Raw genomic sequence first — 19,924 nt, forward strand, 5'->3', positions numbered from 1 at the left:
ATCACGACCAAGGAGGAAGCAATGAAGTACGCTGTCAGGACTGCCAAGGTGATCGCCACAGCGCTCGGGCTCGCGGCCATCGCCGCACCGGCTCTGGCCCAGCAGGGCCTGGACGAGCCGTTCCAGAAGCCGTTCAAGGAGGCGCTCGCCGGCAAGACGGTGGCCTACGTTCCGGTCGCCATGAACTTCGACCTCACCGAAGGCTGGTATGCCGGCATGAAGAAGGAGCTCGAGCCGCTCGGCGTCAAGTTCGAGATCCGCGATCCCAACTGGAACACCAATGCCGGCGCGCAGGCGGTGACCTCGCTGATCTCGGAGAAGCCGGCCGTGATGGTGATCCACAATCCGGACGTGCAGACCTACGCCAAGCTGCTGCAGCGCGCCGAGAACGAAGGCATCTACGTCATCCAGATCAACATGGGATCGGCCTATCGCTCTTCAGCCTTCGTCGGCGCCAACTGGATCGAGATCGGCGAGAAGGACACTGAAGCCGTGGTCAAGGCCTGCCAGGGCAAGTCGAACAAGATCGCCATCGTACAGGGCGCGCTTTCGGCGGCGGCCAGCGCCTACACGCTCAAGGGCGTCGAGAACGTGCTCGCCAAGCATCCCGAGATCAAGGTGGTCTCGAGCCAGGCGGCCGACTGGGATGCGGCAAAGGCCAAGGCGATCACCCAGACAGTGCTGAAGCAGAATCCCGATCTCTGCGGCATCGTCGGCTTCTGGGACGGCATGGACATCGGCACCGCGGCCGCGGTGAAGGAAGCCGGTCTGACCGGCAAGGTGTTCGTCGCGACCTCCGGGGGCGGCGAGCGCAAGGGCGCCTGCGAGCTCGTGAAGTCCGGCGCCTTCGATCTCAACCTGAGCTACGACGTGCCGACCCAGGCCGCGCAGATGGCCGGCACCATCAAATGGCTGCTGTCGTCCGGCGCCAAGGCCGGCTCGATCAAGGGTTCGGAATACACCACCCTGATTCCGATCACCAAGGAGAACGCCGACAGCCAGACCGCGTGCTGGAATCTCAGTGACCTGAAGAAATAATCCGGCCACGTCCGCTTGACGTCCCGGGCGCGCTCTGCCCGGGACGTCGATCTCCCAAAATCCAACGCCCTGCTGGAATGCCGATGCGCGATACCCTGACGAGCCTGCGTTACCGCTATTGGCCGGATCATCTCCTCGGCGAGATCCTGTCCAAGCGTTGGACCGAGACCGCCATCCCGGTGATTCTGCTTTTGATCGTCGGCTTCGCGCTGAGCCGCTCCATCGATCACTTCCTGTCGCCGGCGAGCCTTGCCGACACCGCGCGGCAGGCCGGCGAGATCGGCTTCATCGGGCTCGGCATGGCGCTGGTGGTCATCGTCGGCGGCATCGATCTGTCGGTCGGCTCGATCTTCGCGCTGACGGATTTCTGCGCGCTCTATCTGCTCGACGTGTTGAACTGGCCGGTGCCTGCGGTGGTGGTCGCCACCCTCGCCTGCGGCGCGCTGCTCGGTGCCGTCAACGGCGTCCTGATCGGATACCTTCGGCTGCGCGCCTTCATCACCACGCTGATCACCTTGATCATCTACCGTTCGGCGTTCGATCTTCTGATCCAGCGCTACTCCAATTCGATCGCCGCGGCCTTTCCCGACATCCCGTCCTGGAATTTCATCGGCGGCGGCGACGTGTTCGGCATTCCGAGCGTCGCGCTGGTCTACATCGCGATCGCGATCTTCGGCCATATCTTCATGACGCGGCTGCGCCCGGGCTGGCACATCACCGCGATCGGCGGATCGCGCCGTTCGGCCTACAATTCCGGCATTCCGGTTCGCCGCACCATCGCGCTGTGCTACGTCGCAAGCGGTGTGCTGACCAGCATCGCCGCGCTGTTCTTCGCAGCCAGGCTCGGCACTGTCGGCGGCGACATCGGCGTCGGCCTCGAGGTGATTGTGCTGACCGCGACCGTGCTCGGTGGCATCACGCTCGGCGGCGGCAAGGGCTCGGTCGCCAAATCGCTGGTCGGCGTGCTGATCGTGCTCCTGATCACCAATGGCCTGACCACGCTCAATGCGCGCGGCGGCATCAACCGCATGGCGCTCGCAGGCATCCTGCTGATCGCCGCGATGGTCGACATCCGCTGGCAGAAGAACCGCACCCGCATCATCAGCAAGGTCTATGTCGCGCCGACCTATCACGCGTTGCCGCCGCCCCCGGCCACCGAGATCGGCCAGGGCGGCCCGTTCGAGCAGAACGACAAGCTGCGCGACGTCGAATTGATCGGTCTCGGCCGCATCGAGGCGCCGGAGGACGTGATCCTCGACCGCAACGACAATCTCTACGCCGGCTCGCGCCACGGCGACATCATGCGCTTCTTCGCGCCCGATTATCAGCGCATGGAAGTGTTCGCCCATATCGGCGGTCAGCCGCTCGGCATGGCGTTCGACCGGCAGGACAATCTCTATGTCTGCATCGGCGGCATGGGCCTGTACCGGATCACGCCCGACGGCACCGTGGAAAAGGCGACCGACGAGACCAATCGCAGCATGCATTCGGTGAACGACGACAGCCGCTTGCGACTGGCCGACGACCTCGACATCACCGACGACGGCCTGATCTTCTTCTCGGAAGCCACCGTGCGCTACGAGATGGACGAATGGCCGATCGACGGCCTCGAGGCCCGCGGCAACGGCCGCATCATCTGCTACGACACCAAGACCGGCGCGACGCACACGGCGCTGCGCGGCCTCAAATTCCCCAACGGCATCTGCGTCGCCAGCGACGGCCAGTCGATCCTGTTCGCCGAAACCTTCGGCTGCTCGATCAAGCGGCTGTGGTTCGCAGGGCCGAAGAAGGGCCGGGTCGAGGTGGTGATGGACAATCTGCCGGGCTATCCCGACAACATCAACCTCGCCTCCGACGGCAATTACTGGCTGGCGCTGGTCGGCATGCGCAGCCCCTCGCTCGACCTCGCCTGGAAGATGCCGGGATTCCGCCGCCGCATGGCGAAGCGCGTCCCGGTCGACGAATGGCTGTTCCCGAACATCAACACCGGCTGCGTCGTCAAGTTCAACGAGCAGGGCAAGATCCTCGAATCGTTCTGGGACCTGCGCGGCGAGAACCATCCGATGATCACCTCGATGCGCGAGCATCGCGGCTATCTCTATCTCGGCGGCATCATGAACAACCGGATCGGCCGCTACAAGTTGACCAACGCCGACCCGAACTTCGTGCAGTATGACAAGCGTTGGGGGAAAGCGTCGTGATCGCGGCTGTCAGGGAATTCGCCAACCGCTTCCTCGGCCGCGGCGAGGCCACCATCACCGTGCCGTCGTTCGACGGCGCGCTCAAGCCGAACCAGAAACTGGAGGCCGCGACCACCTTGCTGGAGTGCGAGGCGCCCGAGGATCTCGCGACCGACGGCCGCAACCTTTATGTCGCCGACGGCCGGCGTCTGCTGCGCCTCGACGGCAGCGCCGCGACCGAGCTGCGCGGCTTCGAGCAGCCGATTTCCGCACTCTGTATGCTCGCCGACGGCGGCCTCGCGGTCGCGCTCGGCGGCCGCGAGGTGCGCCTCTACGCCAATCCCTCATCGGCCGAGCCGAGCGTGACGTTCAGCGACGCCGCCTTCAATGCGGTCAACGCGCTGACGCTGGCGGATGACGGGACCTTGATCGCGACAGACGGCTCGACGACCTGCGGCGTCGACGATTGGGCGCGCGACCTGCTGGAGCTCAACCGGAACGGCCGCGTGTTCCGGCTGGATCCCAGGAACCGATCGGTGAAGCCGCTGGCCTCGAAGCTCGGCTACGCTTTCGGCGCCTGCGCGCGCGGCGATGGCGTCTTGGTCAGCGAGAGCTGGCGGCATCGCCTCGTGCTTGTCGCGGATGGCAGGCCGCCGCAGGTCGTGCTCGGCCACCTGCCGGTCTATCCGTCGCGGCTGTCGAAGGCCACCGGCGGCGGCTATTGGCTCACGGCGTTCACCGCACGCACCCAGCTGATCGAATTCGTGCTGCGCGAGCCGGCCTATCGGCGCCGCATGATGGCCGAGATCGACCCGGCCTATTGGGTGGCGCCGCGGCTGCGCTCGGGCTTCTCGTTCAAGGAGCCGATGCAGGGCGCGCACATCAAGACGATGGGCGTGATCAAGCCGTGGGCGCCGCCGCGCTCCTACGGCCTCGTGATCCGGCTGGGCGAAGATGGCAAGCCGCTCTATTCGCTGCACAGCCGGGTCGACGGCAGCAATCACGGCGTCGTGGCAGCGCTCGAGCTGGGCAGCGACCTCGTGCTGATCGCCAAGGGACCGGGCCGCGTGCTGAAACTGCCCCTCGCCGGGCTTGCCGAGGAGGTTGGCTCATGAGCGACACCGTGCTTTCGCTGCGCAAGGCCACCAAGCTTTACGCCGGCGTGCCCGCCATCGAGGGCGTGGACTTCGACCTTCGCCGCGGCGAGATCCACGCACTGGTCGGCGAGAACGGCGCCGGCAAGTCGACGCTGACCAAGGTGATGGCCGGCGTCGTGACATTGACGTCGGGCAGCATGACGGTCGACGGCTCCGACGTCGCGCCGCGCACGCCGCTCGAGGCCCGCAATCTCGGCATCGCCATGGTGTTCCAGGAGAACAGCCTGGTGCCGACCATGACGGTGGCGCAGAACCTGTTTCTCGGGCAGGAGAAATTCTACAACCGGCTGCGCGGCATCTACATCGCCGCCCAGCAATTCCTGCAATCGCTGAATTTCGACGTGACGCCGACCGCGACCGTGAGCGGACTCGGCGCGGCCAAGAAGCAGATGGTGGAGATCGCGCGCGCGGTCCTGCACAAGGCCAAGGTCATCATCTTCGACGAGCCGACCGCATCGCTGACACCTGAAGAGAAGAAATACTTCTTCGACCTCGTCCGCGACCTCAAGAAGCGCGGCGTCTCGATCATCTTCATCTCGCATGCGCTGGAAGAGGCCTTGCTGCTCGCCGACCGGATCACCGTGCTGCGCGACGGCAAGCACGTCGTCACCGACGACGCGGCGAAGTTCGACCGCGCTGCGATCGTGCAGGCGATGGTCGGGCGCGACCTTTCAAACACGCTGTATGGCGCCAGGAAGACCAGCGTCCGGCCCGCCGGGGCGCGCGTGCTCACGGTGCAGAACCTCAAGATGGCGCCGATGGTGAAGAACAATTCGCTGTCGGTGTTTGCCGGGCAGATCACCGGCGTGTTCGGCCTGGTCGGCGCGGGCCGCACCGAGACCTTCAAGATCGTATCCGGCGTGCTGAAGCGCGACTTCTTCCATGGCGGCGAGATCCTGCTGCATGACAAGCCGGTGCGCTACCGGGTCCCGGCGCCGGCGGTGAAGGCCGGCATCGCCTATGTCACCGAAGATCGCAAGGTCGAGGGCTTCTTCGAGACCGCCTCGATCGCCCGCAACATCTATCTCGGCCTGCTGTCGAAGTTTCCAGGCGGCCGCATGATGCTGTCGCGGCGCGAGACCAACACGGTGGGCAAGACCTGGACCCAGCGGCTGAAGGTCCGCGCCATCGGAGACGAGGCCAAGGTGGTCGAGCTTTCAGGCGGCAACCAGCAGAAGGTGGTGATCGCCAAGTCGCTGGTGCAGGAGCCCGAGCTGATCATCTTCGACGAGCCGACCCGCGGCGTCGACGTCGGCGCCATTGTCGAGATCCACGAGCTGATCAACCAGCTCGCCGACGAAGGCAGGGCGGTGGTGGTGATCTCATCCTATCTGCCCGAGATCATGGCCCTCTCCGACCGCATCCTGGTCTCGCGCCAGGGCAAGGTGGTCGAGGAATTCTCCGCGGTCGAAGCGACCGAGGAGAAGATCATGTATGCGGCGATTCATTGATGCCGCAGTCACGGCGGGCGCGCCGCGCCGGCGGCAGATGATTGGCGCTGGTCGGCGAGGCGCTGTCGCAAAAGGAGGAATCAGCACGTTTGGGCCGCAGCGCAAGGATCAGGTGCGCCGCGCCGGCGGCCTCCTTGTTGGCGTCCGTCATGAAGACACCGAGCAGCCGTCCGGGCACCACGTTGCAGCGAGTCATGAAGCGCATCGGGACAGCGAGCAATGCGCAGCGGATGTCCGCTCCGCTCATCCCGGTACTGCGGCCCTGCTCTGCGGCTGCCCGCGACGTACGCCGGTGAAATCGGGGCCAGCGTATCTAGGGTAGCGACGCCGCGAAACTGCTATCGACCGGGAAACAAATGGAAACAAAGACACCGGTCGTACCGCCCGACAGCCAAGGAACTGATGGTGGTTCACTTCCGCCAGTGCCGGATTGCGCCTTGGCTTTCCGTTGATCGAACAACATGGCAGTGCTTCCGTATCGAAATTGCCGTCTCATCCATCCTGAGCGCGACGCCGGTCGGGACTTGCTGCAATCGGAAAATGGCGCGCCCGGAACGATTCGAACGTCCGACCCTCAGATTCGTAGTCTGATGCTCTATCCAGCTGAGCTACGGGCGCATTTTCGCAGGTGGGCTTAAGCCCGCACGGCTCCGGGAGCCCCGGAGCGTCGCGAAAGAGCGCTCTAGCTACAGGCTCCCGGTCCGGTTGGCAAGGTCTGGAAACGCCAATTTCGGCCGCTGTTATAGCCGCCCTGGGTTACCGGAATGGCCTCAGGCCCTCGCCCGCTCGCTGCGGACCGACAGCAGTTCCACCGGGCGATCCGGGATCGAGATCCGGAACGTGGCGCCGATGGTGCCCTCGACCAGATGGATATGGCCGCCATGGGCGCGGATCAGCTCGGCGGCGATCGCAAGGCCCAGTCCGCTGCCGCCGGGGCGGCCGGAGGTCTGGAACGCCTCGAACAGATGCTCGCGCGCCTTGGCCGGAACGCCGGGGCCGGTGTCGGAGACCTCGATGATCGCAACCGTCCCCTCGCGGCGTCCAGTGATGCGGATCTGCTGGGCCCCGCCGTCGCTGTCCTGCCGGCTTTCCAGGGCCTGCGTCGCATTGCGCACCAAATTGAGCAACACGCGGAACAGCTGGTCCGGATCGGCGTCGATGGTGAGGCCGCGCTCGATCGCACTGATCCAGGTGATCGATACGTCGGTCGCGAGCCCGGCCGATTCCCGCACCTCGGCAACCGCAGGCTCCACCATGATCACGCGGCGGTCGGGCGCCGCCTCCTGCGCGCGGCCATAGGACAAGGTCGACTGGCAGAAGGCGATGGCGCGCTCCAGCGAGCGCAGCAGCTTCGGCGCGAAGCGCTGCACCCGCGGATCGGGCACGCTGGCGAGCTGGTCCGACAGCAGTTGCGAGGACGCCAGCAGATTGCGCAGGTCGTGATTGATCTTGGAGACGGCGAGCCCGAGCGCGGCAAGCCGGCTCTTCTGATGCAGCATCGAGACGAGGTCGCGCTGCATGTCCGACAGCTCGCGCTCGGCAACGCCGATCTCGTCGCCGCGCTGGCTGGGCACGATGATTCGCGCCGAACTCTCCGGATTCTCGTGGAAGCCGACGAGGCTCGCGGTCAGCCGCCGCATCGGGCGGACGAACAGATAATGCAGCGCCAGGTAGACCAGGCCGGCGGTCAGGCCGGCGATCAGGAGCGCGACGACCAGAACGTTGCGCGAGAAGCGGTACATCGCCTGCCGCAACGGTTTCTCGTCGATCACGACCTCGATGAATTGCGCCTGGCCCGGCGCGGGTCCGACCACGCGGATGGTCTGGTCACCGTGCTCGAGCATGATCTCGAAGGCATCGACGATCGCCGACCACACCGTCATGGCCCGCATGTCGACATCATGGTCGATCGCGGCCGGCAGGTCGGCGCTGGCGAGCAGGCGGCGCTGCTGGCCGAGCTTGATGGCGACGGCGCGGGCGCCGATGCTGGTCAGGATCTGCCGCGCCAGCGAATCCGGCACCAGGCCGGACGGGGCGGCATCGAGCACCAGCGCCGCGGTGTTGGCGGCGGCCAGGCGGTCATTGAGCCGGTTCATCCGGAAGTTGGCGATGGCCGGCACGTAGATCAGGAGCCCGGCGATCATCACCAGGGGGATCGTCAGCAGCAACAGCTTGCCCGACAGCCCGAGCCGAAGGGGCGGCTTGGGCCGCTGCTTCTGCGCGGTCGCCTGATCGTCAGTTATAGCCACAAGATAAGGCCTTGTTTGGCTTAGGGGTCGGAAGATGGGGCCCGGCCCCCAAGCCGGTCAAATTACGGATCGCTAATGTCGGCGGTTCCCCGAACGCCCCAAAGCGCTCCTCACCGGCAAAAACCCCGCGAAAACAGTTATATTCGCCCCAATTGCGACGTTTCAAAGAAGCCTCTTTGCGACGCCCTGTGACATTGACGAAAACAGGGCGCTCCCTTATAAGCCGCGCCAACTGTCCGCGATGGCCCGGTTCTTGACCGGGGGCGGCTCATTTGGGGCCGTAATCGGCTCGCTTGGGCCTGCCAGCATCATCGGACTCCATCTCAATACAACGGCAAATTGCCCGGTCAGCGGAGAATTACCCGTGAAGCGGACTTATCAACCCAGCAAACTGGTGCGCAAGCGCCGTCACGGCTTCCGCGCCCGTCTCGCCACGGCCGGCGGCCGCAAGGTCCTCGCTGCGCGCCGTGCGCGCGGCCGCAAGCGCCTGAGCGCCTGAGCCCGGACGTCTCCTCTCCGGAGATACCCATTATGGATCGGCTGAGGCAGCGGGCGGATTTCCTCGCCGTTGCCAATGGCGCACGGGCGAATACCGCAGCTTTTGTGCTACAGGGCCGCCGTCGCGACGATCAGGGCCCGATCCGCGTCGGCTATACCGTCACCAAGAAGAACGGCACCGCGACCGAGCGCAATCGCATCCGCCGCCGGCTTCGCGAAGTGATAAGACGGATCGATGCCGTATTCATGCGGCCGCACCATGATTATGTGCTAGTCGGCCGTCGTGACGCGCTGACCCGCGACTTTGCGACCATGATTGACGACCTGCGGTCGGCGCTGCGCCGCCTCGACCGGCCTGCGCCCAAGACGGGTACCGACAAGGCGGGTAACAAGAGCGCTCCCAATCCGAATGGAATGACGAGACCCTAAGAGATGTCCGACAACCGCAACACGATCATCGCCGTCATTCTGTCGGGCCTCGTCCTGATCGCCTGGCAATATTTCTATAACGTGCCGCAGATGGAGAAGCAGCGCGAGGCGCAGCGCCAGGCCGAGCTGTTGAAGCCGGCACCGCAGGCGACCCCTGGTGCTGCTCCCGGCGCCGCTCCCGGAAGCTCCGCGACGCCGTCACCGACAGCGGCCGCGCCCGGTGCCGACGCGCCGGTGGCGAGCCGCGAGACGGTGCTCGCGGCCGGCCCGCGCATCAAGATCGAGAGCCCGCGCGTCATCGGCAGCATCGCGCTGAAGGGCGCCCGGATCGACGATCTGGCGCTCGTCCAGTTCCGCGAGACGGTCGACCCCACATCGCCGGCCGTCGTGTTGCTGTCGCCGTCGGGCACCGCCGAGCCTTATTATGCCGAGTTCCTGTGGCTGACCGCCAACGGCTCGTCGGTGAAGACGCCGAACGCCGAAACCGTCTGGCAGCAGGAGGGGTCGAACAGCCTGTCGCCAAGCACCCCGGTGACGCTGAAATACGACAACGGCCAGGGCCTGACCTTCCGCCGCACCATCTCGATCGACGATCGCTACCTCTTCAGCATCAAGGATGAGGTCAACAATCTCGGCAGCACGCCGGTGACGCTGTATCCGTTCGGCCTGATCTCGCGCGGCGGGAAGCCGCCGGTCTCCGGCTACGCGATCCTGCACGAAGGCCCGATCGGCTATCTCGGCGAACAGGGCCTGCAGGAATACACCTACAAGAACCTCGACGAGGCCAAGACCCCGACCGGCGGAAATTCGCGCGGCGTCGTGTTCTCGAAGGTCACCGACGGCTGGCTCGGCATCACCGACAAATACTGGGCCACCGCGCTGCTGCCGGAAACCAATGCGACGCTCGACACCGCCCGCTTCACCACCGGCGACAAGCGCTACCAGGCCGACTACATGCTCGGCGCGCAGACCATTCCGATCGGCGGCACCGGCGTTGCCAACGCGCGGCTGTTCGCCGGCGCAAAGGAGGCCGCCACGGTCGGCCTCAACTTCCCGCTGGTCGGCTTCGGCGGCTACAACAAGCAGCTCGGCCTCAACCATTTCGATCTCCTGATCGACTGGGGCCACTTCTACTTCATCACCAAGCCGATGTTCCTGGCGCTCGACTGGTTCTATCGCCTGGTCGGCAATTTCGGCATCGCAATCCTCTTGGTGACCGTGATCGTGAAGCTGCTGTTCTTCCCGCTCGCCAACAAGTCCTACGCCTCGATGGCGAAGATGAAGTCGGTGCAGCCGCAGCTGCAGGCGCTGAAGGAACGCTATCCTGACGACCGCGTGAAGCAGCAGCAGGAGATGATGGAGATCTACAAGAAAGAGAAGATCAACCCGATCGCCGGCTGTCTTCCCGTCGCCTTGCAGATCCCGGTGTTCTTCTCGCTCTACAAGGTGCTGTTCATCACCATCGAAATGCGGCACGCGCCGTTCTTCGGCTGGATCAAGGACCTCTCCGCGCCCGATCCGACCAATCTGTTCACGCTGTTCGGGCTGATCCCATTCGATCCGATCGCGCTGCTCGGACCGCATATCGGCGCCTATCTCGTGATGGGCATCTGGCCGATCATCATGGGCATCACGATGTGGGTCCAGATGAAGCTCAACCCGGCGCCGCCGGATCCAACCCAGAAGATGATCTTCGACTGGATGCCGCTGATCTTCACCTTCATGCTGGCCGGCTTCCCGGCGGGTCTCGTGATCTACTGGGCCTGGAACAACACGCTCTCCGTGCTGCAGCAGAGCTTCATCATGCGCAAGAATGGCGTCAAGGTGGAGTTATTCGACAATCTGAAGTCGACCTTCGCCAAGAAGCCGACATAGCTTCCTGCGCCCGATCTATCACTGCGTCATGCCCGGCCTTGTGCCGGGCATCGACGTATTTGGCGGCCAGCAAAACGTTGACGCGGATGGCCGGGTCGTCTTACGCCAAAGCTGCGCTTCGGGCTTTCGCCCGGCCACGATGAAATGGGATCCTTCGCATGACCGCCGAACCTGATGCGGAGCTGATCGAGCAGGGGCGAAAGCTGTTCGCCGGCGACTGGCGCTTCATCTGGGCCTCGCCCTCGATCGAGACGCTGCCGCCGATGGCCGGCCTCGAGGTCGCCTTTGCCGGCCGCTCCAATGTCGGCAAGTCGAGCCTGATCAACGCGCTGACCGGCCGCAATGCGCTAGCTCGCACCTCGCATACGCCGGGCCGCACCCAGGAACTGATCTTCTTCGAGGGCCCGGAAAACGCGGACATTCGTCTCGTCGACATGCCCGGTTACGGCTACGCCTCGGCGCCGAAGACCAAGGTGGCGTCATGGACGGCGCTGATTCACAAATTCCTGCTCGGGCGCGCGACGCTGGCGCGGGTCTATGTGTTGATCGACGCCCGCCACGGCATCAAGGACGTCGATCAAGACGTGCTGAAGACGCTCGATAAGTCCGCGGTCAGCTACCAGGTCGTGCTGACCAAGGCCGACCAGGTCAAGGCCGGCGAACTCAAGACCGTCACCGCCGAAACCATCGCGACGCTGGCAAAACATCCCGCCGCGTTCCCCGAAGTGCTGGTGACCTCGTCGCGCACCGGCGACGGCATGCCGGAGCTGCGTGCCGCCATGGTACGCCTGATCGAGGAGCGGCGCCGATGAACGGCGCATCCCGTCTCCTGATCGGCGTTGCCGCCATCATGGGCGCGTGCGGCGTGATATTGGCGGCGGCCGCGGCCCATCTGCCGGACGCATCGCGGCTGGCGGCGGCATCCTCGATGCTGCTGTTCCATGCCACCGCCGCCATCGCGACCATTGCGGTCGCGGAGCGCGGGATCATCCATCTGAAGCTCGGTGTCGTGGCGGCGGCAGGCTTCGTCATCGCGGCGTCATTGTTCGCGGGCGACCTCACGCTGCGCCAATATGGCGGCCATGGCCTGTTTCCGATGGCGGCTCCATCAGGCGGAACGCTGCTGATCCTGAGCTGGCTGGTGCTGGCGGTTTCAGCCATGTGGCCCAGACGCTGAACGGTAGCCCGGATGCAGCCAACGGGTCGCGCGAATGCGCGCCCGATGACAGGCTCCGCGAAATCCGGGGACCGCAGCCGCGGCACGATTCCCGGATTTCGCTTGCGCTCGATCCGGGCTACGGATCGCGATCCCCACTTTGCGCCCTGCCCGGCAATCAGATAGAAACGCGCCCGTCCCTCCGCTGACGTGAGACCAGCCCCATGACCGACCAGCACATCAGCCCGCTCGATCAGGCCCGCATCCTGTCCGAGGCGCTGCCGCACATGCAGGAATATGACGAGGAAACCATCGTCATTAAATATGGCGGCCATGCCATGGGCGCCGAGGACACCGCCAAGGCGTTCGCGCGCGACATCGTGCTGCTCGAGCAGACTGCGATCAATCCGGTGGTCGTGCACGGCGGCGGGCCGCAGATCGCGACCATGCTGAAGCGCCTCGGCATCCAGTCGGAGTTCGCCGCCGGCCTGCGCATCACCGATGCCGCGACCATCGAGATCGTCGAGATGGTGCTGGCGGGCTCGGTCAACAAGCAGATCGTCGGCTACATCAACGAGGCCGGCGGCAAGGCCGTCGGCCTCTCCGGCAAGGACGGCAACATGGTGAAGGCGTCGAAGACGACCCGCACCATGGTCGATCCGGATTCCAACATCGAGAAGGCCATCGATCTCGGCTTCGTCGGCGACCCCGAGAAGGTTGACCTCACGCTGCTCAATCAGCTGATCGGCTATGAGCTGATCCCGGTGCTGGCACCGCTGGCGACCTCGCAGGACGGCCAGACCCTGAACATCAACGCCGATACCTTTGCCGGCGCGATCGCGGGTGCGCTGAAGGCCAAGCGCCTGCTGCTGTTGACCGACGTGCCCGGCGTGCTCGACAAGTCCAAGAAGCTGATTCCGGACCTGTCGATCAAGGAGGCCCGCAAGCTGATCGCCGACGGCACGATCTCCGGCGGCATGATCCCGAAGGTCGAGACCTGCATCTACGCGCTCGAACAGGGCGTGCAGGGCGTCGTCATCATCGACGGCAAGACGCAGCACGCCGTGCTGCTCGAGCTCTTCACCAACCAGGGCACCGGCACGCTGATCCACAAGTAATGGCAGACGAGGTCGTCATCGCGGGATGCGCGGCGAGGATACCTCGCCGGTCGCCGCCGGCGCGGCTCGCGATGTCGCTGCCGGCCGCGCTGGTGTCGTTCCTGTTCTCGGCGGCGCCGGCGCATGCCGATCTCAAGCTGTGCAATCGCATGAGCTACGTGATCGAGGCCGCGATCGGCATCGACGACAAGGCCGCGACGGCGACGCGCGGCTGGTTTCGCATTGATCCCGCGACCTGCCGCGTCGTGGTGCAGGGGGCGCTGACCGCGGACCGCGTGCTGCTCAATGCCCGTGCCCTCGGCGTCTACGGCGCGTCGCCGATCCCGCAGAACGGCACCGACACGCTCTGCGTCGCGCAGGACAATTTCGTGATCGCCGCCGCGCGGCAATGCCGCTCCGGCCAGACACCGGCGCAGTTCACCCAGATCACGCCGACGCAGAGCGATGACGGCAATCTCGTCGCCTACCTCGCCGAAGACAGCGAGTATGACGACGAGCAGGCGCGGCTCGCCGGCATCCAGCGCCTCTTGGTGATCGCGGGCTACGATGCGGCGCCGATCGATGGTGTCGACGGGCCGAAGACGCAGAGCGCGCTGTCGGCATTCCTCAGGAGCCGCGGGCTCGGCAGCGACATCGTGCAGTCGCCGAACTTCTTCGCCACCATGGTCGATGCCGTGCAGAAGCCCTCGCCGTCGGGGCTGACCTGGTGCAACGACACGCCGCACAAGGTGATGGCCGCGGTGGCGACCGACGACGGCAAGATGGTGACCAGCCGCGGCTGGTATCGGATCGACCCCGGCAAGTGCCTGCATCCCGACGTGTCGGGCACGCCGAAGCAGATCTATTCCTTCGCCGAGGCCGTCGACGGCGACAACCGCGCCATCCGCATCAAGGACAAGCCGCTGAACTGGGGCGGCGCGGTCCAGCTCTGCACCCGCGAAAGCAAGTTCGAGGTCAACGAGCAGGGCGACTGCGCCACCCGCGGCCTCACCGCGCTCGGCTTCACCATCGTCGACATGACCAGCGGCGGCAAGACGCTGCGCTTTGCGATGCCGTGATGAAGACAGTGGCGCCACATGGATCACCGTCGTCCTGGCGAAAGCCAGGACCCATTACCACAGGCAATCATTTGGCGAAGACTGGTAGTGACCGACCGTTGCGCGGTATTGGCACCGCGCTTCATTTGATGGATCACGCGGTATGGGTCCTGGCTTTCGCCAGGACGACGACGGAAAGATAACATGAAAACTCCCCGCAGCTTCGGCCATGTCGAGACCTGGGTGTTCGACCTCGACAACACGCTGTACCCGCATCACGTCAATCTGTGGCAGCAGGTCGATGCGCGGATCGGCGAGTTCGTCGGCAACTGGCTGAAGATCTCGCCCGAGGAAGCGCGGCGGCTGCAGAAGGACTATTACCTGCGCTACGGCACCACGATGCGCGGCATGATGACCGAGCACGGCGTGCAGGCGGACGACTATCTCGCCTATGTGCACAAGATCGACCACTCGCCGTTGCAGCCGAATCCGGCGATGGGCGCTGCGATCGCCAAGCTGCCGGGGCGCAAGCTGATCCTGACCAACGGCTCGGTCGACCATGTCGATGCGGTGCTGGGCCGGCTCGGCATCTCCAACCATTTCGACGGCGTGTTCGACATCATCGCCGCCGATCTCGAGCCCAAGCCTGCGCCGCAGACCTATCAGAAGTTCCTCAGGCTTCACGACGTCGACCCGGCGAAGGCTGCGATGTTCGAGGACCTCGCGCGCAATTTGGTGGTGCCGCATGAGCTCGGCATGACCACCGTGCTGGTGGTGCCCGACGGCAGCCAGGAGGTGGTGCGCGAAACCTGGGAGCTCGAAGGCCGCGACGCCGCTTATGTCGACCACGTCACGGACGATCTCACCGGGTTCTTGCAGCGGCTCGATCGGAAGCCGTAGCCTCTCAACGGGTGTCGTCCCGGCCTGGTGCGCAATTGCGCACGGGAGCCAGGACGACGTGGAGTTTGCCTTGACTCCATCGCCCCAAATTCCGAAAAAGCCCTGCAAATTCCCTCATATCCCCGATACGCCCAAGGATTGTCCCGATGTCGCTGTCCGCCCTCGAAACCACCGTCAACACCGCGTTCGACGCCCGCGATGGCATTTCGACGTCGACCAAGGGCGAGGTCCGCGAGGCCGTCGACCACGCGCTGGAGCTGCTCGACAAGGGCGAGGCCCGCGTCGCCGAGCGCGAGGCCAGCGGCAAGTGGAAGGTCAATCAGTGGCTGAAGAAGGCCGTGCTGCTCTCGTTCCGCCTCAACGACATGAGCGCCATTCCCGGCGGCCCGGGCAAGGCGTCGTGGTGGGACAAGGTGCCCTCGAAGTTCGAGGGCTGGGGCGAGAACCGCTTCCGCGACGCCGGCTTCCGCGCCGTGCCGGGCGCGATCGTGCGCCGCTCCGCCTTCATCGCCCGCAACGTCGTGCTGATGCCCTCCTTCGTCAATCTCGGCGCTTATGTCGATGAAGCCACCATGATCGACACCTGGTCGACGGTCGGCTCCTGCGCCCAGATCGGCAAGCGCGTGCACATTTCCGGCGGCGTCGGCATCGGCGGCGTGCTCGAGCCGCTGCAGGCCGAGCCCGTGATCGTCGAGGACGACTGCTTCATCGGCGCGCGCAGCGAGGTCGCCGAAGGCGTGATCGTGCGCAAGGGCGCGGTGCTGTCGATGGGCGTGTTCCTGGGCGCGTCCACCAAGATCGTCGACCGCGAGACCGGCGAAATCTTTGTCGGCGAAGTCCCGGAATATGCCGTCGTGGTGCCGGGCACCCTGCCGGCCAAGCCGCTGAGGAACGGCCAGCCGGGCCCTGCCACCGCCTGCGCCGTGATCGTCAAGCGCGTCGACGAGCGCACCCGCGCCAAGACCAGCATCAACGAGCTGCTGCGGGACTGATCGCCGTCGCGGAAATCGACCCATCACCGTCACCCTGAGGAGGCCGCGAAGCGGCCGTCTCGAAGGGTCGACGGCCCGACTGTGGCCGTTCACCCTTCGAGACGCGCTACGCGCTCCTCAGGGTGACGGGGCCGGGACTGATCGAACCAAATTCCATCCGACCCCGACAAAACTCCGGGCCGCGAAAAATTGCCGCTGCCCGGAGTTTTTTCATGGACTGGGCCAATTACCTGTTCGGCTTCAAGGGCCGCGTCAACCGGGCCAAATTCTGGCTCGCAGCACTGATCATCGTGTGCTGGATGATATTCTTGGCCGCGCTGGTGCTCCTGGCGGGCCTCGGCGGCAAGGGTGCGTCGTTCGGCTTCAATGTCGACGACATCTTCCGGGCGTTCGACCCGGACAGCTACAAATCGCTGACCTCCGCCGGATTGCCCGCGCTGCTGGTCAAGGCCAGTGGCACGGCGTTATTCGTCTGGGTCTATATCGCGGTCTCGATCAAGCGCCTGCACGACCGCGACAAGAGCGGCTGGTGGATGGTCCCGTTTTTCGCGATCCCCGGTCTCATGAGCCAATTCTCGGACCGGCTTCCCGATGATTCCTATTGGGTGATGGCGGCGGGCGGGATCGTCTCCGTGCTCTATATCTGGGGCTTCATCGAGCTGGCGTTTCTGCGCGGCACCTCTTACCCCAATCGCTATGGTCCCAATCCGCTTGGGAAAACCCATGTGCGGCAAGGCGGCGACCGCGGCAACGGGTCGCGCTCCAGGCAGGGCTGGGATCAGCAGAGCGAGCTCGAATGATGCGGCACAAAGCTGGTCCACCCGCGGTGTGACGTGTTAAGCGAGGCGCATGAGTGATGCTGTCTCGATTACCCGCGATCTGGTTCGCTGCCCCTCCGTCACCCCGGCCGACGCCGGCGCGCTCAGCGTTCTTGAAAATTTGCTGAAAAGCGCGGGCTTCGAGGTCCACCGCGTGACGTTCTCCGAGCCCGGCACCGCCGATGTCGACAATCTCTATGCCCGCATCGGCAGCGCGGCGCCGCATATCACCTTTGCCGGCCACACCGACGTGGTGCCGCCCGGCGATGAAGCGGCGTGGACGCTCGGCGCGTTCTCCGGCGAGGTCAAGGACGGCTATCTCTACGGCCGCGGCGCCGTCGACATGAAAGGCGGCATCGCCTGCAGCGTCGCCGCGGTGCTGCAATATCTGCGGGATCATGCTGGCAAGGCAAACGGTTCGATCTCCTTCCTGATCACCGGCGACGAGGAAGACGTCTCGATCAACGGCACCGTCAAGCTGCTGAAATGGTGCGCCGAGCGCGGCGAAAAATTCGACCATTGCGTGCTCGGCGAGCCCTCCAATGTCGAGGTGCTCGGCGACATGATCAAGATCGGCCGGCGCGGCTCGCAGTCCGGCACGCTCATCGTCGATGGCGTGCAGGGCCACGTCGCCTATCCGCACCGCGCCTCGAATCCGGTGCCGGATATCTCGCGGCTGATCGTGGCGCTGAGCGATGAGCCGCTCGATCACGGCAGCGCGCAATTCCAGGCCAGCAACCTCGAATTCACCACGGTCGATGTCGGCAACACCGCGGGCAATGTGATCCCCGGCCAGGCGCGGGCGAAATTCAATATCCGCTACAACGACAACCACACCCAGGAGAGCCTGCGGCAGCTGGTCGACGCGCGGCTGGAGAAAGCCTGCGGCAACCGCATCCGTGCCCACATCGACTGGCAGCCGTCGAACTCGAACGTGTTCGTGACCCAGCCCGGCCCGTTCACCGACCTCGCGGTCGCCGCAATCGAGGAGGTCACCGGCCGCAAGCCGGAGCTTTCGACATCGGGCGGCACGTCGGATGCGCGCTTCATCTCGAGCTATTGCCCGGTGATCGAATTCGGCCTGGTCGGCCAGACCATGCACCAGATCGACGAGCGCACGCCGGTGGCCGATCTGGAGAAGCTGACGCGGATCTATCGGTGCGTATTGGACAGGTATTTTGCGTAATCCAGCCGCGTGGCTGGACAAAATATCGAAAACAACCCCATGCACAGTAGGGATTGGGGCCGCTAGTAGTCCACCCGCACCAGATATAGCCCGTCCGGCGGCGCGACGGGGCCGCAGGCGGCACGGTTGCGGGCGGCCAGTGCACCAAAGAGATCGTCCGCATTCCAGCGGCCCTCGCCGACCCAGACCAGCGATCCCACCATCGAGCGCACCTGGCTGTGCAGGAACGAGCGCGCCGACGTCACGATGTTGATGGCATCGCCCTCGCGCGTGACGTCGAGCTGATCGAGCGTCTTCTCCGGCGACTTGGCCTGGCACTCGGTGTCGCGGAAGGTGGTGAAATCGTGCTTGCCGAGCAGCCGCTGCGCGGCGGCGTGCATCGCGCCCGCATCGAGCGCGCGCGGCACGCGCCAGACGCGACCGATGTCGAGCGCGAGGTTCGCCCGCGTGTTGGTGATGCGATAGAGATAGTGCCGCTTGATCGCCGAGAACCGCGCCTCGAAATCGTCGGGCACGATGTCAGCCGCGAGCACGCCGATCGGATTGGGCCGCAGATGCGCGTTCAGCCCGTCGCGAAAGCGGCCGGGCGGAAAATGCTTGGCGATGTCGCAATGCGCGACCTGGCCGCGCGCATGCACGCCGGCATCGGTACGCCCGGCGCCATGGACGCGCACGTCCTCGCCGCAGATCGCCTTGACCGCCGTCTCCAGCGCGCCCTGCACGGTCGGTGCATTGTCCTGGATCTGCCAGCCGGAGAACGGCGTGCCGTCATATTCGATGGTGAGCTTGTAGCGCGGCATCAGGCGAGCCGCGCCGGCGGCTTCAGCGGCGTGCCGCGCAGAAAATCCGCCGCCTTCATCGGCGCCTTGCCGGCGCGCTGCAATTCGAGAATCCGGACCGCGCCATCGCCGCAGGCGATCGCAAGATTGTCGTCGAGCACATCGCCCGGCTCGCCCGCGCCTTTGGCCAGTTCGCAGCGCAGGATCTTCAGCCGCACCGGCTCGCCCTCGCCTAAGAGCTCGCACCAGGCGCCGGGGAACGGCGAAAGCCCGTGAATGTGCCGCAGCACCGCACGCGCCGGCTGCTTCCAGTCGATCCGCGCCTCAGCCTTCTCGATCTTGGCGGCATAGGTGACGCCGTCCTCGCTCTGCTTCGTCAGCTGCAACCCGCCACGCTGCAGCGCGCCCATTGCGCGCACCATCAGATCGGCGCCGAGCGGCGCCAGCGCGTCGTGCAGGTCGGATGCCGTCATGCTGTCGGAGATCGGCAGCCGCTCGGCCATCGCGACGTCGCCGGTGTCGAGGCCGACATCCATCTTCATCACCATCACGCCGCTTTCGGCGTCGCCCGCCATGATGGCGCGGTTGATCGGCGCGGCGCCGCGCCAGCGCGGCAATAGCGAAGCATGCAGGTTGAAGCAGCCGAGCTTCGGCGCGTCGAGAATCGCCTGCGGCAGGATCATGCCATAGGCGACCACGACGGCGGCATCCGCGTCAAACGCGCGAAATTCCTCGAGCGCCTCCGGCGTCTTGAGGGTCTTCGGCGTCAGCACGGGAATGCCGAGGCGGCGCGCCTCCTGCTCGACCGGCGTCGGCTGCAACTGCAGGCCGCGCCGCCCGCCCGGTTTCGGCGCGCGGGTATAGACCGCCACGACCTCATGGCCATGGGCCACCAGCTCCAGCAGCGTCGGCACCGCGAAATCGGGCGTGCCCATGAAGATCAGACGGAGAGGCATCAGACAGGGCTCGATGGCATTTGGAGTGCTCCGTTATGCACGGGCTCAAGCGCGAAGCGCGTCCTCGCATCAGAAGCCCCGGGCATCCACGTCTTTCGTATCAGC

At 65.5% G+C, this 19,924-nt stretch carries 19 protein-coding genes and 1 tRNA gene; 15 read left to right on the forward strand and 5 right to left on the reverse strand.

The window, feature by feature from the left end; all coding sequences use genetic code 11:
* Positions 1 to 21 precede the first annotated feature (21 nt).
* From AC066Y_RS02580 to AC066Y_RS02595, 4 genes are all read left to right on the forward strand, one after another.
* A complete protein-coding gene (locus tag AC066Y_RS02580; RefSeq protein WP_478272506.1) occupies positions 22 to 1,038 on the forward strand; it encodes a sugar ABC transporter substrate-binding protein in 1,017 nt (338 codons plus the stop codon).
* A gap of 77 nt (positions 1,039 to 1,115) precedes the next feature.
* Positions 1,116 to 3,239 (forward strand): ABC transporter permease, encoded by a 2,124-nt coding sequence (locus AC066Y_RS02585; RefSeq protein WP_478272507.1) that lies wholly within the window; start codon positions 1,116 to 1,118, stop codon positions 3,237 to 3,239.
* Positions 3,236 to 4,333, forward strand: a complete 1,098-nt coding sequence (locus AC066Y_RS02590; RefSeq protein ID WP_478272508.1) for a hypothetical protein — start codon at positions 3,236 to 3,238, stop codon at positions 4,331 to 4,333. Before AC066Y_RS02585 ends, AC066Y_RS02590 begins: the two co-directional genes overlap by 4 nt.
* Positions 4,330 to 5,826, forward strand: a complete 1,497-nt coding sequence (locus AC066Y_RS02595) for a sugar ABC transporter ATP-binding protein (protein ID WP_478272509.1) — start codon at positions 4,330 to 4,332, stop codon at positions 5,824 to 5,826. The genes AC066Y_RS02590 and AC066Y_RS02595 overlap by 4 nt, the downstream gene beginning before the upstream one ends.
* Here AC066Y_RS02595 and AC066Y_RS02600 read toward each other — a convergent pair.
* From AC066Y_RS02600 to AC066Y_RS02610, 3 genes are all read right to left on the reverse strand, one after another.
* The gene (locus AC066Y_RS02600) at positions 5,804 to 6,022 is read right to left on the reverse strand and encodes a hypothetical protein (protein WP_478272510.1); all 219 of its coding nucleotides are present in this window, start codon (positions 6,020 to 6,022) and stop codon (positions 5,804 to 5,806) included. The two genes, AC066Y_RS02595 and AC066Y_RS02600, sit on opposite strands and share 23 nt — an antisense overlap.
* 345 nt (positions 6,023 to 6,367) lie before the next feature.
* Positions 6,368 to 6,444, reverse strand: a tRNA-Arg gene (locus tag AC066Y_RS02605).
* Positions 6,445 to 6,596: 152 nt separating this feature from the next.
* Entirely contained in the window at positions 6,597 to 8,075 is a 1,479-nt protein-coding gene (locus AC066Y_RS02610; RefSeq protein WP_478272511.1) for a sensor histidine kinase, read from the reverse strand.
* 364 nt (positions 8,076 to 8,439) lie between these two features.
* On the opposite strand from AC066Y_RS02610, the gene rpmH reads away from it, so the two are divergent.
* From rpmH to dapE, 11 genes are all read left to right on the forward strand, one after another.
* On the forward strand, positions 8,440 to 8,574 hold the full coding sequence (gene rpmH, locus AC066Y_RS02615; RefSeq protein WP_008542748.1) for a 50S ribosomal protein L34: 135 nt from the start codon (positions 8,440 to 8,442) through the stop codon (positions 8,572 to 8,574).
* 32 nt (positions 8,575 to 8,606) lie between these two features.
* Complete coding sequence (gene rnpA / locus AC066Y_RS02620; RefSeq protein ID WP_478272512.1) at positions 8,607 to 9,002, forward strand: ribonuclease P protein component; 396 nt, start codon at positions 8,607 to 8,609, stop codon at positions 9,000 to 9,002.
* 3 nt (positions 9,003 to 9,005) lie between these two features.
* Positions 9,006 to 10,877 carry a membrane protein insertase YidC gene (gene yidC / locus AC066Y_RS02625; protein ID WP_478272513.1) on the forward strand — a complete coding sequence of 624 codons (1,872 nt, stop codon included), beginning with the start codon at positions 9,006 to 9,008 and terminating at the stop codon, positions 10,875 to 10,877.
* Positions 10,878 to 11,035: 158 nt separating this feature from the next.
* Entirely contained in the window at positions 11,036 to 11,689 is a 654-nt protein-coding gene (yihA, locus tag AC066Y_RS02630) for a ribosome biogenesis GTP-binding protein YihA/YsxC (RefSeq protein ID WP_420967389.1), read from the forward strand.
* A complete protein-coding gene (locus AC066Y_RS02635) occupies positions 11,686 to 12,054 on the forward strand; it encodes a DUF423 domain-containing protein (protein ID WP_478272514.1) in 369 nt (122 codons plus the stop codon). The genes yihA and AC066Y_RS02635 overlap by 4 nt, the downstream gene beginning before the upstream one ends.
* Positions 12,055 to 12,257: 203 nt before the next feature.
* Entirely contained in the window at positions 12,258 to 13,151 is an 894-nt protein-coding gene (argB, locus tag AC066Y_RS02640) for an acetylglutamate kinase (protein ID WP_016848093.1), read from the forward strand.
* A gap of 71 nt (positions 13,152 to 13,222) precedes the next feature.
* A complete protein-coding gene (locus tag AC066Y_RS02645; RefSeq protein ID WP_478272579.1) occupies positions 13,223 to 14,209 on the forward strand; it encodes a DUF1036 domain-containing protein in 987 nt (328 codons plus the stop codon).
* A 183-nt stretch (positions 14,210 to 14,392) separates the two neighbouring features.
* Positions 14,393 to 15,088, forward strand: coding sequence for a pyrimidine 5'-nucleotidase (locus tag AC066Y_RS02650; RefSeq protein WP_478272515.1), 696 nt, complete (start codon positions 14,393 to 14,395; stop codon positions 15,086 to 15,088).
* 146 nt (positions 15,089 to 15,234) lie between these two features.
* A complete protein-coding gene (dapD, locus tag AC066Y_RS02655; protein ID WP_478272516.1) occupies positions 15,235 to 16,080 on the forward strand; it encodes a 2,3,4,5-tetrahydropyridine-2,6-dicarboxylate N-succinyltransferase in 846 nt (281 codons plus the stop codon).
* A 212-nt stretch (positions 16,081 to 16,292) separates the two neighbouring features.
* Positions 16,293 to 16,880, forward strand: coding sequence for a DUF805 domain-containing protein (locus AC066Y_RS02660; protein ID WP_478272517.1), 588 nt, complete (start codon positions 16,293 to 16,295; stop codon positions 16,878 to 16,880).
* Positions 16,881 to 16,929: 49 nt separating this feature from the next.
* On the forward strand, positions 16,930 to 18,084 hold the full coding sequence (dapE, locus tag AC066Y_RS02665; RefSeq protein ID WP_478272518.1) for a succinyl-diaminopimelate desuccinylase: 1,155 nt from the start codon (positions 16,930 to 16,932) through the stop codon (positions 18,082 to 18,084).
* 62 nt (positions 18,085 to 18,146) lie between these two features.
* On the opposite strand, the gene truA is transcribed toward dapE, so the two are convergent.
* Together truA and fmt are read right to left on the reverse strand one after the other, a co-directional pair.
* Positions 18,147 to 18,884 (reverse strand): tRNA pseudouridine(38-40) synthase TruA, encoded by a 738-nt coding sequence (gene truA / locus AC066Y_RS02670; RefSeq protein WP_478272519.1) that lies wholly within the window; start codon positions 18,882 to 18,884, stop codon positions 18,147 to 18,149.
* Positions 18,884 to 19,819 carry a methionyl-tRNA formyltransferase gene (gene fmt, locus AC066Y_RS02675; RefSeq protein WP_478272520.1) on the reverse strand — a complete coding sequence of 312 codons (936 nt, stop codon included), beginning with the start codon at positions 19,817 to 19,819 and terminating at the stop codon, positions 18,884 to 18,886. Before fmt ends, truA begins: the two co-directional genes overlap by 1 nt.
* Positions 19,820 to 19,924: the final 105 nt, after the last annotated feature.

It is taken from the genome of Bradyrhizobium sp. USDA3010 (genome assembly GCF_056429065.1).

What these genes read in the sequence shown, in the direction of transcription:
- AC066Y_RS02650 (WP_478272515.1), top strand. Translation starts at nt 14,393, where the DNA reads ATGAAAACTCCCCGCAGCTTCGGCCATGTCGAGACCTGGGTGTTCGAC.
- yidC (WP_478272513.1), top strand. Translation starts at nt 9,006, where the DNA reads ATGTCCGACAACCGCAACACGATCATCGCCGTCATTCTGTCGGGCCTC.
- fmt (WP_478272520.1), bottom strand. Translation starts at nt 19,819, where the DNA reads ATGCCTCTCCGTCTGATCTTCATGGGCACGCCCGATTTCGCGGTGCCG.
- AC066Y_RS02645 (WP_478272579.1), top strand. Translation starts at nt 13,223, where the DNA reads ATGTCGCTGCCGGCCGCGCTGGTGTCGTTCCTGTTCTCGGCGGCGCCG.
- rnpA (WP_478272512.1), top strand. Translation starts at nt 8,607, where the DNA reads ATGGATCGGCTGAGGCAGCGGGCGGATTTCCTCGCCGTTGCCAATGGC.
- AC066Y_RS02580 (WP_478272506.1), top strand. Translation starts at nt 22, where the DNA reads ATGAAGTACGCTGTCAGGACTGCCAAGGTGATCGCCACAGCGCTCGGG.
- AC066Y_RS02660 (WP_478272517.1), top strand. Translation starts at nt 16,293, where the DNA reads ATGGACTGGGCCAATTACCTGTTCGGCTTCAAGGGCCGCGTCAACCGG.
- yihA (WP_420967389.1), top strand. Translation starts at nt 11,036, where the DNA reads ATGACCGCCGAACCTGATGCGGAGCTGATCGAGCAGGGGCGAAAGCTG.
- truA (WP_478272519.1), bottom strand. Translation starts at nt 18,884, where the DNA reads ATGCCGCGCTACAAGCTCACCATCGAATATGACGGCACGCCGTTCTCC.
- AC066Y_RS02595 (WP_478272509.1), top strand. Translation starts at nt 4,330, where the DNA reads ATGAGCGACACCGTGCTTTCGCTGCGCAAGGCCACCAAGCTTTACGCC.
- AC066Y_RS02600 (WP_478272510.1), bottom strand. Translation starts at nt 6,022, where the DNA reads ATGACTCGCTGCAACGTGGTGCCCGGACGGCTGCTCGGTGTCTTCATG.
- argB (WP_016848093.1), top strand. Translation starts at nt 12,258, where the DNA reads ATGACCGACCAGCACATCAGCCCGCTCGATCAGGCCCGCATCCTGTCC.
- dapE (WP_478272518.1), top strand. Translation starts at nt 16,930, where the DNA reads ATGAGTGATGCTGTCTCGATTACCCGCGATCTGGTTCGCTGCCCCTCC.
- AC066Y_RS02585 (WP_478272507.1), top strand. Translation starts at nt 1,116, where the DNA reads ATGCCGATGCGCGATACCCTGACGAGCCTGCGTTACCGCTATTGGCCG.
- AC066Y_RS02635 (WP_478272514.1), top strand. Translation starts at nt 11,686, where the DNA reads ATGAACGGCGCATCCCGTCTCCTGATCGGCGTTGCCGCCATCATGGGC.
- dapD (WP_478272516.1), top strand. Translation starts at nt 15,235, where the DNA reads ATGTCGCTGTCCGCCCTCGAAACCACCGTCAACACCGCGTTCGACGCC.